The organism is Novosphingobium sp. 1529 (genome assembly GCF_040544855.1).
Classification (GTDB): Bacteria; Pseudomonadota; Alphaproteobacteria; order Sphingomonadales; family Sphingomonadaceae; genus Novosphingobium; species Novosphingobium capsulatum.
On the sequence record NZ_JBEPKW010000001.1, the window covers coordinates 145,617 to 161,188 of the forward strand.

The window sequence follows — 15,572 nt, forward strand, 5'->3', positions numbered from 1 at the left end:
GCGCGCGTTGCCTTGCGAAAAGAAAGTGTTTTTGCACGAATACCGCAAATAAGGGTAACGCTCGGGCAAGACTTGGTGGATAAGATGAACAATACCGGGTTCGTGTGCGCCCGGCCAAAGGGGGAACGCACGCAATTGGAGATCAGGGCAGTGGCCCAGCGCAACGATCTGCCCGAAGAACCCGGGCAAGACATCGCCGCCCCATCGGCCGGTGCTGACGCATCGGCCGGCGCCGACATGCGCGCCGCGCCCCGTTTCACGCTGCTGATTCGCGCGGCCAAGCTGATCGTCGATGGCGGCGAGTTTCTGTGCATCCTGCGCGATGCCTCGGCCACCGGCGTCAAGATTCGCCTGTTCACCCCCATTCCCGATCACCAGACCCTGGCGATCGAACTGGGCAACGGCGATCGCCATGCGGCGCGCCTGGTGTGGACCACGGGCGATCACGCCGGCCTGCAGTTCCTGCAGGAAATCGACGTGCAGCGCCTGATCGACGAGCGCGACGGCGCCTATCCGCGCCGCCAGGTACGGCTGCGCCTGATGCTTGATGCCGTGCTGCATTCCGGCGGCGAAAGCGTGCATGTGCAATTCCACGACATTTCGCAGCAGGGTGCCTGCATCGAATGCGAAAAGTGGTTGATGGTGCACGAACTGGTGCGCCTGGATACCGGGGTAATGCCCTCGATCTATGCCAAGGTGCGCTGGCGCAACCACCCGCGTTATGGCCTGGTGTTCGAACAGACCTTCAAGCTGGATGAACTGGCGCGCATTTCCGCGCCGCTGCAGCTGAGCCAGGCGCTGGCCGATGCCGCGCGTCGCAAGGGCCAGCCCGATTGAGCCCCGGCGTGGGCCTGTCCCGCGCTGTGCCCAATCAAGGAAACCCCTGCAACATCCGGCAAGAACTGCTTAACGTTAACTGTCCCTTATCCATTTTCCTTCATCCCGAGGGCATCAGCGAATCCGCTTGGACGGGGGCATGGGATGGTTAACGTAGTGGGCACTTCGGGGGATGAAGGCCGTCAGTACGATGTCGATGTGGCGATCATCGGTGCAGGCCCGGCGGGCCTGACCGCCGGCTACCTGCTGACCAAGCAGGGGCTTTCGGTGGCGATCATCGAGAAGGACACCCGCTATGTCGGCGGGATCAGCCGCACGGTGGAACACGAAGGCTATCGCTTTGATATCGGCGGCCATCGCTTCTTTTCCAAATCGCAGGCGGTGGTCGATCTGTGGAACGAGATCCTGCCTGATGACTTCATCCAGCGCCCGCGGATGAGCCGGATCTACTACGAGGGCAAATTCTATTCCTATCCGCTGCGCGCGTTCGAGGCGCTGTTCAACCTCGGCATCATGCGCTCCACCCTGTGCATGGCCAGCTATGTGAAGGCCAAGGCCTTCCCCAAGAAGACCGTGCGCAGCTTCGAGGACTGGACCACCAACCAGTTCGGGCAGAAGCTCTATTCGATCTTCTTCAAGACATATACCGAGAAGGTCTGGGGCATGCCCTGCAACGAGATGAGCGCCGACTGGGCCGCGCAGCGCATCAAGGGGCTCTCGCTCGGCGCGGCCGTGCTCGACGGGTTCAAGCGCAGCCTGGGACTCAACAAGAAGCCCAACGACGGCATGGCAACCAAGACGCTCTTGGAAACCTTCCGCTATCCGCGCCTCGGGCCGGGCATGATGTGGGAAGCCGCGCGCGACAAGATTCTCGCCAAGGGCGGCCATATCCTGATGGGCCACGCGATGAAGCAGCTGGCCAGCGATGGCCAGGGCGGCTGGCGCCTGAGCGCCACGCCGGCCGAAGGCGGCGAAACCATGATCCGCGCCCGCCATGCGATTTCCTCGGCCCCGATGCGCGAGCTGGCAGCCCGGATGCATCCGCTGCCGCAGACCACGATCGAGGCCAACGACCTCAAGTACCGCGATTTCCTGACCGTGGCGCTCAAGATCCGTTCGGAAGACCTGTTCCCCGACAACTGGATCTATATTCACGACAGCAAGGTCAAGGTTGGCCGCATTCAGAACTTCCGCTCGTGGTCGCCCGAAATGGTGCCCGATGACAGCGTGGCCTGCGTCGGCCTGGAATACTTCTGCTTTGAAGGCGACGATCTGTGGGCATCGAGCGATGCTGACCTGATCGCCCTTGCCACGCGCGAGATGCAGATCCTGGGCCTGGTGCAGCCCGACCAGGTGATCGGCGGCGTGGTGGTGCGCCAGGAAAAGGCCTATCCGGTCTATGACGATAGCTATGCCGCCAATGTTGCGGCGATGCGCACCGAACTGGAAGCGGCCTATCCCACGCTGCACCTGGTGGGGCGCAACGGCATGCACCGCTACAACAATCAGGATCACGCGATGATGACCGCGATGCTGACGGTGGAAAACATCGTGGCCGAGCGCCGCCTCTATGACACCTGGTGCGTCAACGAAGACGCCGAGTATCACGAGGCCGGGGCCGAAGGCGCGGACGCGGGCCTGCCCAGCACCCGCCCGGTCACGCCCGACCAGGCTGCCGCGCTGGCATCGGTGCGCCAGGTTCCCGAACGCATCGCCGCGGCGCCGGATCGCCGCGCCGCCTGATGGTCTGACGGTTTTCCGTGCGGTAATTCTTGGCCGAAAGGCGATGGACGGCAATGACGGCGATGATCATGCCCCTGTTTCAGCGATTGGGCCAGCACACGCTGGTGCGCTATATTCTCGCCAGCGTGGGGGCGCTGGCGGTGGATATCGGCAGTTTCCTGGCGCTGCTGGCGCTGGGCGTGCCGGCCATGGCGGCCTCGGCGCTGGGCTATGCCCTGGGCATTGCCGCGCACTGGTTGCTGTCGAGCCGCGCGGTCTTTGCCGAGAACGTCGCCGCATCGGGCCCGGCGCGGCTGCGGCAGCAGGCGCTATTCGTGGGATCGGCGCTGGTCGGCCTGGCGATCACCACGCTGGTGGTGGGCGGCATGGTGCAGCTGGGGCTTGATCCGCGCACGGCCAAGATCGTGGCCATCGTGTTGAGCTTTGCCGCTACATGGGTGCTGCGTAAGCAGGTGGTGTTTCGCTGATGACCGTGCTGGCTCCGGTGCGCGCCGATCGCGTTTCCCCTGCTCCCGATGATACCTCGTTCCCGCCCCCACCCGGTGCCACGACCAGCGCGCCGCTGCGCTGGTGGATGGTGCTGGGCATCTGGGCGCTGATCGTGGGGCTGCAACTCCTGATCTTTGCGCGCGATATTCCCGGCATGCGCATGGGCGATCCCGATGATGTGCTGCGTCTGGTGCAGGTGCGCGATCTGCTGAGCGGGCAGGCGTGGTTCGATCTGCACCAGTACCGCATCATGGCGCCAGAAGGCGTGCTGATGCACTGGTCGCGGCTGGTCGATCTGCCGCTGGCGGCAGTGATCCTGGCCTTGCGCCCGCTGCTGGGCACGGCCAACGCAGAAATTGCCGCGGCGGTGATCGTTCCGGCGCTGACCGTGCTGTGCACGGTGGCCTTGGCGATGCACGCGGCCAACCGCCTGTTCGGCTGCGACACTGCCGTGGCGGCCGGCATCATCGTCGGGCTTTCGGGCATCGTGCTGCACCAGATGCAGCCGCTGCGCATCGATCACCATGGCTGGCAGATCGTTTCTGCGCTGGGTGCCGTGGTCGGGCTGCATGCGCGCGATCCGCGTCGTGGCGGCTGGGTGCTCGGCCTGGCGCTGGCCGCCGGGCTCACTGTTTCGCTGGAAGGCCTACCGCTCACCGCGCTGTTCATCGGCGTGGTTGCCGTGCGTGCACTGCTCGATGGGCAGTGGCAGCGGCTGGGCCATGCGGCGGTGGCGCTGGCGCTGGGCACCGCCGGCCTGTTCCTGGCCTGCCGTGGCCTTCGCGACATGGTCGAACATTGCGATGCCGTCTCCCCGATGCACATCGCCGCGCTCGGCTGGGTGGCGCTGTGCGGCGCCGGCTTGGCGTGGTGGCGCCCTTCCCAGCGCCCGGCTTCACGTCTTGTGGCCCTGGGCGTGCTGGCTATCGCCGCCGGCGGCGCGGCCGCCATCGTCGCGCTGGCCGCCCCACAATGCGCCACGGGCGCCTTCGGTGGGCTTGATCCCTATGTGAAAAGCCATTGGCTGGACAACGTGCGCGAAGGGCGCCCGATCTGGGAAACCACGCTGCACAATGCGATCGCGCTGATCGGTGCGGTGCCGCTGGGGCTGTGGGCCTGCTGGCGCCTGATCCAGAGCGCGCCATCCATGCCGGAGCGGCTGCGCTGGGTGCAGCATGGCCTGGTCCTGCTCGGCGCCGTGGCGGTGGGGGCGATGGTCAGTCGGGCGATGGCCACGGCGGTGGGCATCGCCATCCTGCCGGCGGCCTGGCAGGTGCGGCAATGGCGCCTGGTGGCCGTAGCGCAGACCAGCTCCGCGCGCCGCATGGGCATCAATGTGCTGATGCTGCTGGCGGCATTGCCAATCCTGCCGATCGCGCTGGGCGAGACGGCCTGGGCCAAGCTGGGCCATCCGCCTGCCGATCGCGACTTTGCCATGGGCAGCCTGCGCGGATGCGATTTCGATCGTGGCGTGGGTGCGCTGGCGGCAATGCCTGCCACCGATATCTTTGCCCCGGTCGACATCGGCCCCGATATCCTGCTGCGCACGCACCAGCGCGTGGTCGCCACCGGGCATCACCGCGCCGCTGCCGCGATCAGCGATGTGATGCACGGCTTCCTGGCCGATCCCGAACAGGCGCGCGCCTATGTGGCCAAGCGCCATGCCACGCTGGTGGTGGTCTGCACCGTGGCGCCCGAGATGCATCTCTATCGCCGCCAGGCGCCCCATGGCCTGGCCGCCGCGCTGCTGGCCGGCACGCCGCCATCATGGCTGCGCCCGCTGCCCTTGCCGACAACGGCCAAGACGCCCAGCAACATCGCCGCCTGGCAGGTCGTGGCGCCGCGCTGAACGATCAGCGCGGGGCAGGCAACCGGCGATCAGGCCCCTTCGCGGGCAATCTCGCGCCAGCCGATATCGCGGCGGCAGAAGCCATCGGCGAAATTCAGTGCATCGACCGCGGCATAGGCAGCGTCACGCGCGGCGCGCACGGTCTTGCCGCGCGCCGTCACGTTGAGCACGCGGCCACCGCTGGACACGAGCTGGCCATCGGCGCCCAGCGCGGTACCGGCGTGAAACACCTTGGCCCCGGTGCCTTCGGCGGCAGCGATGCCATGGATGGCGCCGCCCTTCTTCGGCGTGCCGGGATAGCCCTGCGCAGCCATCACCACGGTCAGCGCGGGATCGCTGCTGAAGCGCGGCGGCTCGACCGACGACAGGCGGTTTTCCGCGCAGGCGAGCAGCAGTTCGACCAGATCGGTTTCCAGCCGCAGCATCAGCACCTGGCATTCCGGATCGCCAAAGCGGGCGTTGTATTCGATCAGCTGCGGGCCCTTGGCCGTGAGCATCAGCCCGGCATAGAGCACCCCGGAATAGGGCGTACCGGCATCCTGCATCGCCTTGACCGTGGGCACGATGATCTGCGCCATCGCCTGGGCTTCCAGCGCCGGGGTCAGCACGCGGGCCGGGCTATAAGCACCCATGCCGCCGGTGTTGGGGCCTGTATCGCCATCGCCGACGCGCTTGTGATCCTGGGCAGAGGCCAGCGGCAGCACGGTGGCGCCATCGGTCAGGGCAAAGAAGCTGGCTTCCTCGCCTTCGAGGAATTCCTCGATCACCACTTCGGCGCCTGCTTCGCCAAACTGGCCGTCGAACATGTCGTCCACCGCGGCGCGGGCTTCGTCCATGGTCATCGCCACGACCACGCCCTTGCCGGCGGCCAGGCCATCGGCCTTGATCACCACTGGCGCGCCGAACTGGTCGAGCGCCTGGTGCGCGGCCTGCGCGCTGGTGGCGCGGACATAGCCGGCGGTGGGAATGCCGGCCTTGGCGCACAGGTCCTTGGTGAAGCCCTTGGACCCTTCGAGCTGGGCGGCGGCCTTGCTCGGCCCGAACACGGCAATGCCTTCGCCGCGCAGCGAATCGGCCAGGCCATCGACCAGTGGCGCTTCCGGCCCGATCACCACCAGGCCAATGCGCTGCTCGCTGCAAAACGCGATGACGGCGGCATGATCGCTGGCATCGAGCGCCACCAGTTGCGCGTCCTGGGCGATGCCGGGATTGCCGGGTGCCGCATAGAGCTTGCTGCACAGCGGGGATTGGGCCAGTTTCCAGGCCAGGGCATGTTCACGCCCGCCCGAACCCAACAACAGGATATGCATGGCCTTCCCTTCCGCGCCCAATGACGACGATGACTTTCGCAAGGACGGGCTCCTAGCGAGCGAACGCGCCGGCGACAACGCCCCGGCCCTGTCGATCTCCGAGATTTCTGCGCAGCTCAAGCGCACGGTGGAGGATCGGTTCGGCTTCGTGCGCGTGCGGGGCGAGCTTTCCGGGGTGAAGCGCGCGGCCTCGGGCCACCTCTACATGTCGCTGAAGGACGAAGGCGCGCGGCTCGACGGGGTGATGTGGCGCGGCAATGCGCAGCGCCTGGGCTTCATGCCCGAAGACGGCGTGGAAGTGATCGCCACAGGCAAGTTGACGACCTATCCTGGCCGCTCGAACTACCAGATCGTGGTCGATCGCATGGAAATTGCCGGCGAAGGCGCGCTGCTCGCCCTGCTGGCCAAGACCAAGGCGCGGCTGGAAGCCGAAGGGCTGTTTTCGCCGCAGCGCAAGCGGGCGCTGCCGTTCCTGCCGCGCGTGATCGGCGTCGTCACCTCGCCTACCGGGGCGGTGATCCGCGACATCCTGCATCGCCTGTCGGACCGTTTCCCCAGCCATGTCGTGGTCTGGCCGGTGCTGGTTCAGGGCCAGGGCGCGGCTGCGCAAGTGGCAGCGGCCGTGCGCGGCTTTTCCGATCTGGCCCCAGGCGGGCCGGTGCCGCGCCCCGACGTGGTCATCGTGGCGCGTGGCGGCGGGTCGATCGAAGACCTGTGGAGCTTCAACGAGGAAGAGGTGGTGCGCGCGATTGCGGCAAGCACCATACCCGTGATCAGCGCCGTGGGCCACGAAACCGACACCACGCTGGCCGATTTCGCGGCCGATCTGCGCGCGCCCACGCCCACGGCGGCGGCGGAAATCGCTGTGCCGGTGCGCGCCGAACTGGCTGCACAGGTCCACGACCTGCAGGCTCGCCGCGGCCGTGCCCTGGCGCGCCTGCTGGCCCATGCGCGCGAGCGGCTGGAGGTGCGCAGCCAGCGCCTGCCCACCGCCCAGGCCCTGCTCAGCCCGCAGAGCCAGCGGCTGGACGACCTGTCGGACCGGCTGCGCCGCGCGCTGGTGCATCGCACCGAGATTGCTGCCGGGGTGCTCGCCCGCCACGGTGGTGCGCTGCGCCCTGCTCTGCTCACCCAGCGCCTGGGGCGCGAACGCGAACGATTGGCAGCGCACCGCCTGCGGCCCGAGGCGCTATTGCAGCGGATCGAGCACGCGCGCGGCCGGGTGGAGGCGCTCGACCGCCTGCGTCGCTCGCTCGATCCCGAAGCGCCGTTGCAGCGCGGCTATGTCCTGGTGACCGACCGCGATGGCCATGTCGTGAAGGACCGCGCCACGGCAGCGGCGCGTGCGGCGCTGACGCTCAAGTTTGCCGATGGCACGCTGGACGTGACGGCGGGCGAGGTGCCCCCGGCCCAGCCCCCGGCCGCCGCCCGCCCCGCCAGCCGCCCGCGCGGCACGGCGGAAAGCGCCCAGCCCAAGCTGCTGTGATTTGCCAAGGCCGGCGGCAGGGCGTAAAACCGCTGTCATGTTGATGACTCCCACCGGCCGCCTGGCCCGCCTGCACTACCTGCCCGGAACGTTTCGCCAGCTTTCGGCCGGCGATCATGTGATCTGCGCCGTCAGCGGCGTGCCGATCCCGCTTGATGCACTGCGCTATTGGAGTGCGGAACTGCAGGAAGCCTATGCCACCCCGGAAATCGCCACGCGGCGTTTGCTGGGCCAGGCTGGCTGAGATGACCGGGTTCACCCGCCGCGCCGTGATGGCGGGCGGGATGGCGGCCTTGGCGCTGCCGGGGCTGGCCACGCCCGTGCGCGCCTTGGCCCAGGTTGGCGCCGCGCTGCCGCCCGATTGGGCCGCGCGCCTGTCGCAGGGTGGCTGGCTGCGCGGCGTGGCCCCGGCCGGCGCGGCGGCGCTGGCGCTTGACGGCGTGCCACTGCCGCTGGCCAGCGATCGCGGGTTCCTGATCGGGTTTGATCGCGATGCGCCGGCCACGAGCATGCTGGCAATCACCGACAGTGCCGGCGCGGTTAGCCAGGTGCCGCTCTCCGTGGCGCCGCGCGATTGGCAGATCGAACGGGTCGATGCGCCGCTGCGCCCGCCCGGCGTGCCTGATGCCGAATTCCTCGCCCGCCGCGCCACCGAACGCGCGCAGATAGATGCAGCGCGGGCGCTGCGCACCACGGCCCAGGGCTGGCGGCAGACCATGCTGCGCCCGGCGCCCGGGCGGTTCTCCGGCCGGTTTGGCGCGCAGCGAATCTATCGTGGACAGGCAGGCGCCTATCATGGCGGGTTGGACATGGCTTCGCCCACCGGCACCCCGTTCGTGGCGCCAGCCGATGGCGTCGTCGTGCTCGCGGCAGAAACGCCGTTCACGCTGGAAGGGCGCCTGCTGATGCTGGATCACGGCATGGGCCTGGGCAGCGCGTTCCTGCATTGCAGCGCGCATCTGGTGCGCGTGGGAGACAGCGTGTCGCGTGGCCAGCCGATCGGCACGGTGGGCATGACCGGGCGCGCCACCGGCCCGCATCTGCACTGGGCCCTGGCGTGGCAAATGGGCACGGTGATGCGCCGGCTGGACCCGCTGCTGTTCCTTGGCTGACAGTATCGCGGCGCCGGCTGCGGTGGTGCTCTCCAACAGGTAATATGGTTTCATTAGAAAATGACTGTTGCCGATATACACGTAATATTTCGACATTAAACCATTAAATTTCATGTATTTGCGAATACTGTTGTCGCATTGTCACACAAGTGAAGCCATTTATTTTGGCTCCGCACAATCGGCTTTCAAGCCAGCCGAAATCTCACAACAAACCGCGCCATCGGTCCCGGCCTTCGTGGAACTGGGCAGCGGTTTGGAACTTTCAAACCGCTGCACTGGAATGTCGGGATTGTCGCTCTCGGCCGGTGTCTCGCGATCTCTTTTGCGGGGCGCCGGCCCCCACAAGGGACATAGATCGTGATCAAGACCCCCTCGTCCTTGCACTATGCTGGCGTTGCCAGCCTGGCCATGGCGCTGGCCTCGCTGGCCAGCCCCGCCTTCGCCCAGGATGCTGCCCCAACGGCCCTGCCCGCCACCGCCGCGGCGGATGCCACGGATGCCCCCGGCAGCGAAATCATCGTTACGGGCTCGCGCATTGAGCGGCCTGACCTGACCGCGTCGAGCCCGGTTTCGGTGATCAGCGCGGATTCGATCAAGACGGTCAACACCGTCACGGTCGAGCAGATCCTCAGCGTCAATCCGCAGTTTTCTGCCGGCCTCAACGGCGCCAGCAACAATCCGGGCGATGGCTCGGCCACGCTCGATCTGCGTGGCCTGGGTTCGCAGCGCACGCTGGTCTTGCTCAATGGCAAGCGCCTGCCGGTCTATGACGCCACCGGCTCGGTCGACGTCAACCAGATCCCCACCGCGCTGATCAAGAACGTTCAGGTTCTGACCGGCGGTGCCTCGGCGGTCTATGGTTCCGACGCCGTTTCCGGCGTGGTCAACTTCGTGCTGGACGACAAGTTCACCGGCCTCAAGCTTGACGCCGGCAGCCAGGTCACCGGCTATGGCGATGGCGCGCAGTATGATGCCAGCCTGACCGGCGGGTTCAACATCGGCGATCGCGGCCACCTGATCCTGTCGACCAACTATTCCAAGCGCGATGGCGTCAAGTTTGCCGCGCGCGACTTTTCCAGCCGCACGCTGTGCTCGGAAGACCTGTCGCAAAGCTGCGGCTCGTCCAACACCACGCCCACGCTGTTTTCGATTCCGGGCGGCGGATTGCAGCAGGTGACTGCCGCTGGCGGCCTGACCAGCAACTACGGCACCTATAACTACAACCCGATCAACTACGCGCAGACGCCGTTCGAACGCTATGGCGGCATGGCGATGTGGAACTACGACGTCAGCGACAAGGTCGAGCTCTATGGCTGGGCCTCGTACCAGCACACCAAGACGGTCCAGACCCTCGCGCCGACGGCCACGGCGGGCTATCCGTTCAATGTCTATTCCGACAATCCGTATCTCAACGCGGCCGAGCAGGAAGCCTTCTTCGACAAGGCGGCCAATCCGCAGTTGCAGATCAATTCCGATGGCAGCTCCACCATCAGCATCCGCCGCCGCATCACCGAGGCTGGTGGCCGCATCGAAACCCACACCAACGAAACCTGGCAGGCCCTTGCTGGTCTGCGCGGCGATTTCTTCGATACCGGCCTGAAGTTCGATGCCTCGGTGCAGTATGCCCAGGTGCACAAGCACACCCTGCTGGAAAACGACCTGTCGTATTCGGCGCTGACCAATGCGCTCGATGCAGTGTCTGACGGCAACGGCGGCGCGATGTGCCGCAGTGCCGATGCACGCGCGCAGGGCTGCGTGCCGATCGACCTGTTCTCAGCCAACGGCATCACGCAGAATGCGCTGTCCTATGTGCTGCGCAACGCGACCGAAGACGATCGCACCAGCCAGTTCGTGGCCGAAGGCAACGTGTCGGGCGACGTCAAATTCCTGCGCAGCCCGTTTGCCGCCAACCCGGCCGCCATCTCGCTGGGCGTGACCTATCGCCGCGAAACCGCCGATATCGAGGTCAGCGACGATTACGCCTCGGGTGACCTGATCTATTACGGCCAGGGCTTCAACATCCCGAACAAGAGCTACAACGTCAAGGAAGCCTACGCCGAATTCAAGATGCCGCTGGTCCAGGACAAGCCCGGCATCCAGGCCCTCGATGTTGAAACCGGCTATCGCTATTCTGACTACTCGATCTCGGGCGGGGTTTCGGCCTACAAGTTCGGGGCAGACTATGCGCCGGTGCAGGGCCTCAAGTTCCGCGCCAACTTCCAGCGGTCGGTGCGTGCGCCCAACCTCTATGAACTCTACCTGCCCAAGACCCTGGGCACCGGCAACCTCGGCACCGATCCCTGCGCCGGTTCGGGCGTGACGGGCACCACGGCGGCACTGTGTCTCGCCCAGGGCGCCACCCAGGCGCAGCTGACCAACGGCTTGATTTCCGGTCCGATCTCGGGCCAGGTCAATGCCTTCTACGGCGGCAACACCAACCTCAAGCCGGAAAAGTCGAACACCATCACGGCCGGTGTGGTGATCGAACCGGCCCAGATTCCTGGCCTGTCGCTGACCGCCGACTATTACGACATCAAGATCGCCAATGCGATCGTGACCAACTCCACCTCGGTGGTCGTGGCGCAGTGCTTTGCCTCGGGTGATCCGACCAATCCCTATTGCCAGGGCATTCACCGCAGCACGGTCGATGGTTCGCTGTCGGGTGGCCTGACGGCGGGCGTCGACACGCTCTACGCCAACGTTGCCGCGCTGCGCACGCGTGGCCTGGACTTTGGCGTGAACTTCCATCGTGGTCGCCGCAGTGGCTTCCACTATGGCCTCGATTTCGCCGGCACCTATGTCATCACCAATTACCAGGTGGTGGGTGGCAGCGTAATCCAGTGCGCCGGCCGCTTTGGCGCGGATTGCGACATTCCTACGCCCAAGTGGAAGCACGTGGCAACGCTGGGCCTGGGCTGGAAGAACGTCGATTTCTCCACCCGCTGGCGCCTGATCGGCCAGGTCAGCGAGGATGCCGACACGCAGATCCAGACCAACCGCATCCCGGCCGTCAGCTACTTTGACGAAACCGCCACGATCCGCGTGAACGACAAGTACACCTTCTCGCTCGGCGTGCTCAACGTGTTCGACAAGCAGCCCCCGATCGTGGGTGACACCAGCGGCGCCACCTCGGTGGCAGGCAGCACGTTCCCGACCGTCTATGACGTGATGGGCCGCAGCTTCTTCGCGCGCGTCACGGCCAACTTCTGATAGCAGGCCCGGCGCGTCTTCCCCCGGGGAGGGCGCGCCGGGCCATTCTTTGCCGCAGGGCCATATCGCTGTGGTCTTGATCAGGCCGGGTCATCCAGACCCGGCCTTTTTTGCGTCTGCACAACGTGGTCCGCGACGGTGGCCTTGGGCAAATTTCCGACACAGTTGAAACGAAATGTGGCTTTGATGCCTCTGCGATTTGCATAAATTTCGCGATGTTTGCGGTTGGTGGCTACTCATGTTGCTTCGTTGCAACATGAGTGAAACGTTTTGTGGGGGGCGGTGAGAAGCTGCTTTCATTTGCGACGAAAAATCTCGCACAAGACGGCATCGGTCCCGGCTTTCGTGGAACGCTGCATCGTCCTGCCCTCGCAAAAGGGCCGGGCCTGCTTTGGAAAGCCGGGATTGTCGCTCCTGGCAGCCAAACTGGTCGGCTGCCTCCAGAAGGGACTGAACAGTGACCAAGATCAACACCACCGCCTATCGCGTCGGTGCAGCAGGCCTTGCGCTTGCCATCGCTTCGCTGGCTGCGCCTGCCTTTGCGCAAGACGCCGCCGCCCCGGCCGATGCCGCGCCCGCCGATGCGGGCCAGACCATCGTCGTCACCGGTTCGCGCATCGCTTCGCCGAACCTCACCTCGACCGCGCCGATCACCAGCCTGACGTCGGAAGACATCAAGCTGCAGGGCACGACCAAGACCGAAGACCTGCTCAATTCGCTGCCGCAGGTGTTCGCGGCGCAGTCTTCGACGCTGGCCAACGGTGCAACTGGTACCGCCACGGTCGACCTTCGCGGTCTCGGCGCCTCGCGCACCCTGGTGCTGGTCAACGGCCGCCGCCTGATGCCTGGTGACGTGACCAGCTCGGCTGCCGACTTGAACTTCGTGCCGGCTTCGCTGGTCAAGCGCGTTGACGTGCTGACCGGTGGTGCTTCGGCCACCTACGGTGCCGACGCTGTCGCCGGCGTTGTCAACTTCGTGCTCGATACCGAGTTCACCGGCCTGCGCGTCGATGCGAACTACGGCTTCTACCAGCACAACAACCGCAACTCGGTCACCCCGTCCCTGCTCGACAAGCGCACCAACCAGGGCCTGTCGGGCTATGGCTATCCGCGCGGCAGCGTTGCCGACGGTGGCAACTTCGACACCACGATCTCGTTCGGTACCAAGTTTGCGGACGGCCAGGGCCATGCGATGGCCTATTTCGGCTACCGCAAGGTGAACCCGATCCTGCAGTCCAAGCGCGACTACAGCGCCTGCACCGTGCAGAACGCCAACAAGACCACGCTGCAGTGCGGCGGTTCGGCCACCTCGGCCACCGGCAACATCCTGTTCACGCCGGCCGGTTCGTCGTCGTCGACGTTCGGCGCGCTTGGCCCGGGCACGCTGACGCCCAACAGCAGCACGCGCTACAACTTCGCGCCGCTGAACTACTTCCAGCGCCCCGATGAACGCTACACCGCTGGCGCCTTCGTCGATTACGAAGTCAATTCGGCGATCCATCCGTACATGGAATTCATGTTCATGGATGACCGCACCGTGGCGCAGATCGCGCCGTCGGGCGACTTCGGCAACACGCTGACCATCAACTGCGACAACCCGATGATGTCGGCTTCGCAGAAGGCTCAGATCTGCAACCCAAGCAACCTCATCGTCGGTTACGTCGGCAACTATCCGCTGACCCCGGCTGCCTATACCAACGTTTACGGCACGCCCGCCCCGGCCGCGATCAACAAGATCGATCCGACCACCGGCGCGCCCTACAACTTGGCTTACATGCAGCTGCTGCGCCGCAACGTCGAAGGCGGTCCGCGCCAGAGCGATCTGGAGCACCAGGCATTCCGCACCCTGATCGGTTCGCGCGGCGAACTCGGCAAGGGCTGGAGCTATGACGCCTATTACCAGTACGGCCGCGTCAACTACTCGCAGATCTACACCAACGAGTTCTCGGCTGCGCGCCTGACCAATGCGCTCGACGCTGTCACCAATCCGGCCAATGGCCAGACGGTGTGCCGCTCGGTCCTCACCGGTGGCGATCCGAACTGCGTTCCCTACAACGTGTTCAGCGGCCAGGTCTCGCCTGCTGCGCTCAACTACCTCAACGCTTCGGGCTTCCAGCGTGGCCACACCACCGAGCAGGTGCTCAGCGGCCAGCTGACCGGCGACCTTGGCCAGATGGGCATCAAGAGCCCGCTTGCTTCGGACGGCATCAGCATCGCGCTGGGCGTGGAACACCGTCGTGAATCGCTTGACCTCAAGACCGACAACGAATTCCAGACCGGCGATCTCACCGGCCAGGGCGCGCCGACCCTTTCGGTCAGCGGTTCGTACAAGGTTACCGAGTTCATCAGCGAAGCCGAAGTGCCGCTGGTCCAGGATGGCTTCATCTACAACCTCAGCCTGAACCTGGGCTATCGCTACTCGCACTACAGCGTGTCGAACGGCCAGGTGTTCAACACCAACACCTGGAAGATCGGCGCCGACTTCGCTCCGGTTCGCGATCTGCGTATCCGTGGCTCGGTCAACCGTGCGGTTCGCGCTCCCAACATCCAGGAACTGTTCTCGCCCAACTACGTCGGCCTCGATGGTTCGACCGATCCGTGCGCGGACAAGGTGCTGACGGCGGCCGATCAGGGCTGCTTGCTGCAGGGCCTGAAGGTCGGCCAGAAGGTCGTTTCCAACCCGGCTGGCCAGTACAACGGCTACCTGGGCGGCAACGGCTTGCTGCGTCCTGAAGTCGCGACCACCAAGACCGTGGGTGTGATCCTGCAGCCCTCGTTCGTCCCGGGCTTCAGCTTCAGCGTCGACTACTTCGACATCAAGCTGAAGAAGGCGATCCAGGGTTACGGCGCCGACGCGATCCTCGCGGCGTGCACCACCGACCTCAACCCGACGGCTTGCGGCCTTATCCACCGCAACGCGGCTGGTTCGCTGTGGCTGACCTCGGACGGCTACGTGACCGACACCCCGGTGAACGTTGGTGGCGTGACGACCAAGGGCTTCGAGTTCAACGGCAACTACGCCCACGCGCTGGGCGGCCTGGGCCGTGGCACGATCAGCTTCGTTGCGACCTACCTCGACAAGTACCAGGTCGATAACGGTCTGACCGCTCTCTACGATTGCGCCGGCTACTATGGCGTGACCTGCGGCAGCCCGCGTCCGGTGTGGCGTCACAAGCTGCGCGTTGGCCTCGACACCAAGGCTGGCTTCAACGTCTCGGTGCAGTGGCGTTACTTCGACAGCGTCGACGTGGAATACAAGAACCCGTCGAGCACGCTGGCCGGCAACTATCGCGACTTCAACTCGCATATCCCGACCCAGAGCTACTTCGATCTGGCTGTTTCCACCCGCATCCAGGGCAAGGCTACGCTGCGCTTTGGTGTGAACAACATCTTCGATCGTGACCCGCCGCTGGTGACGTCGGGCCCGACCGGCAACGCCTGCGCTTCGGTGTATTGCAACGGCAACACCTATCCGGGCACCTACGACTCGCTGGGCCGCTATCTCTACTCGAGCATCACGCTCGACTTCTGATAGT

The 15,572-nt window shown here is 65.6% G+C and carries 10 protein-coding genes; 9 read left to right on the plus strand and 1 reads right to left on the minus strand.

Annotated features, from left to right (window positions below; genetic code table 11):
• The first annotated feature begins 150 nt into the window (after nt 1–150).
• The 4 genes from ABIC78_RS00670 to ABIC78_RS00685 all read left to right on the plus strand — a co-directional run bounded on the left by ABIC78_RS00670 (nt 151) and on the right by ABIC78_RS00685 (nt 4,918).
• Nucleotides 151–837: a PilZ domain-containing protein gene (locus tag ABIC78_RS00670; RefSeq protein ID WP_309804876.1), complete on the plus strand. Its 687-nt coding sequence runs from the start codon at nt 151–153 to the stop codon at nt 835–837.
• 144 nt (nt 838–981) lie between these two features.
• Entirely contained in the window at nt 982–2,580 is a 1,599-nt protein-coding gene (locus ABIC78_RS00675) for an NAD(P)/FAD-dependent oxidoreductase (protein ID WP_062783259.1), read from the plus strand.
• Between the two features lie 53 nt (nt 2,581–2,633).
• Complete coding sequence (locus ABIC78_RS00680) at nt 2,634–3,047, plus strand: GtrA family protein (protein WP_171793173.1); 414 nt, start codon at nt 2,634–2,636, stop codon at nt 3,045–3,047.
• Entirely contained in the window at nt 3,047–4,918 is a 1,872-nt protein-coding gene (locus ABIC78_RS00685) for a hypothetical protein (RefSeq protein WP_054131671.1), read from the plus strand. The genes ABIC78_RS00680 and ABIC78_RS00685 overlap by 1 nt, the downstream gene beginning before the upstream one ends.
• A 29-nt stretch (nt 4,919–4,947) precedes the next feature.
• On the opposite strand, the gene purD is transcribed toward ABIC78_RS00685, so the two are convergent.
• A complete protein-coding gene (gene purD / locus ABIC78_RS00690; RefSeq protein WP_054131672.1) occupies nt 4,948–6,228 on the minus strand; it encodes a phosphoribosylamine--glycine ligase in 1,281 nt (426 codons plus the stop codon).
• Here purD and xseA point away from each other — a divergent pair.
• From xseA to ABIC78_RS00715, 5 genes are all read left to right on the plus strand, one after another.
• Nucleotides 6,227–7,714 (plus strand): exodeoxyribonuclease VII large subunit, encoded by a 1,488-nt coding sequence (xseA, locus tag ABIC78_RS00695; protein WP_354487245.1) that lies wholly within the window; start codon nt 6,227–6,229, stop codon nt 7,712–7,714. The genes purD and xseA overlap by 2 nt on opposite strands.
• 37 nt (nt 7,715–7,751) lie before the next feature.
• Nucleotides 7,752–7,958, plus strand: coding sequence for a DUF2093 domain-containing protein (locus ABIC78_RS00700; protein ID WP_107716377.1), 207 nt, complete (start codon nt 7,752–7,754; stop codon nt 7,956–7,958).
• Between the two features lies 1 nt (nt 7,959).
• A complete protein-coding gene (locus ABIC78_RS00705; protein ID WP_354487248.1) occupies nt 7,960–8,826 on the plus strand; it encodes a M23 family metallopeptidase in 867 nt (288 codons plus the stop codon).
• Nucleotides 8,827–9,183: 357 nt separating this feature from the next.
• The gene (locus ABIC78_RS00710; protein WP_354487250.1) at nt 9,184–12,036 is read left to right on the plus strand and encodes a TonB-dependent receptor domain-containing protein; all 2,853 of its coding nucleotides are present in this window, start codon (nt 9,184–9,186) and stop codon (nt 12,034–12,036) included.
• Nucleotides 12,037–12,493: 457 nt separating this feature from the next.
• Nucleotides 12,494–15,568: a TonB-dependent receptor domain-containing protein gene (locus ABIC78_RS00715; protein WP_354487252.1), complete on the plus strand. Its 3,075-nt coding sequence runs from the start codon at nt 12,494–12,496 to the stop codon at nt 15,566–15,568.
• Nucleotides 15,569–15,572 lie beyond the last annotated feature (4 nt).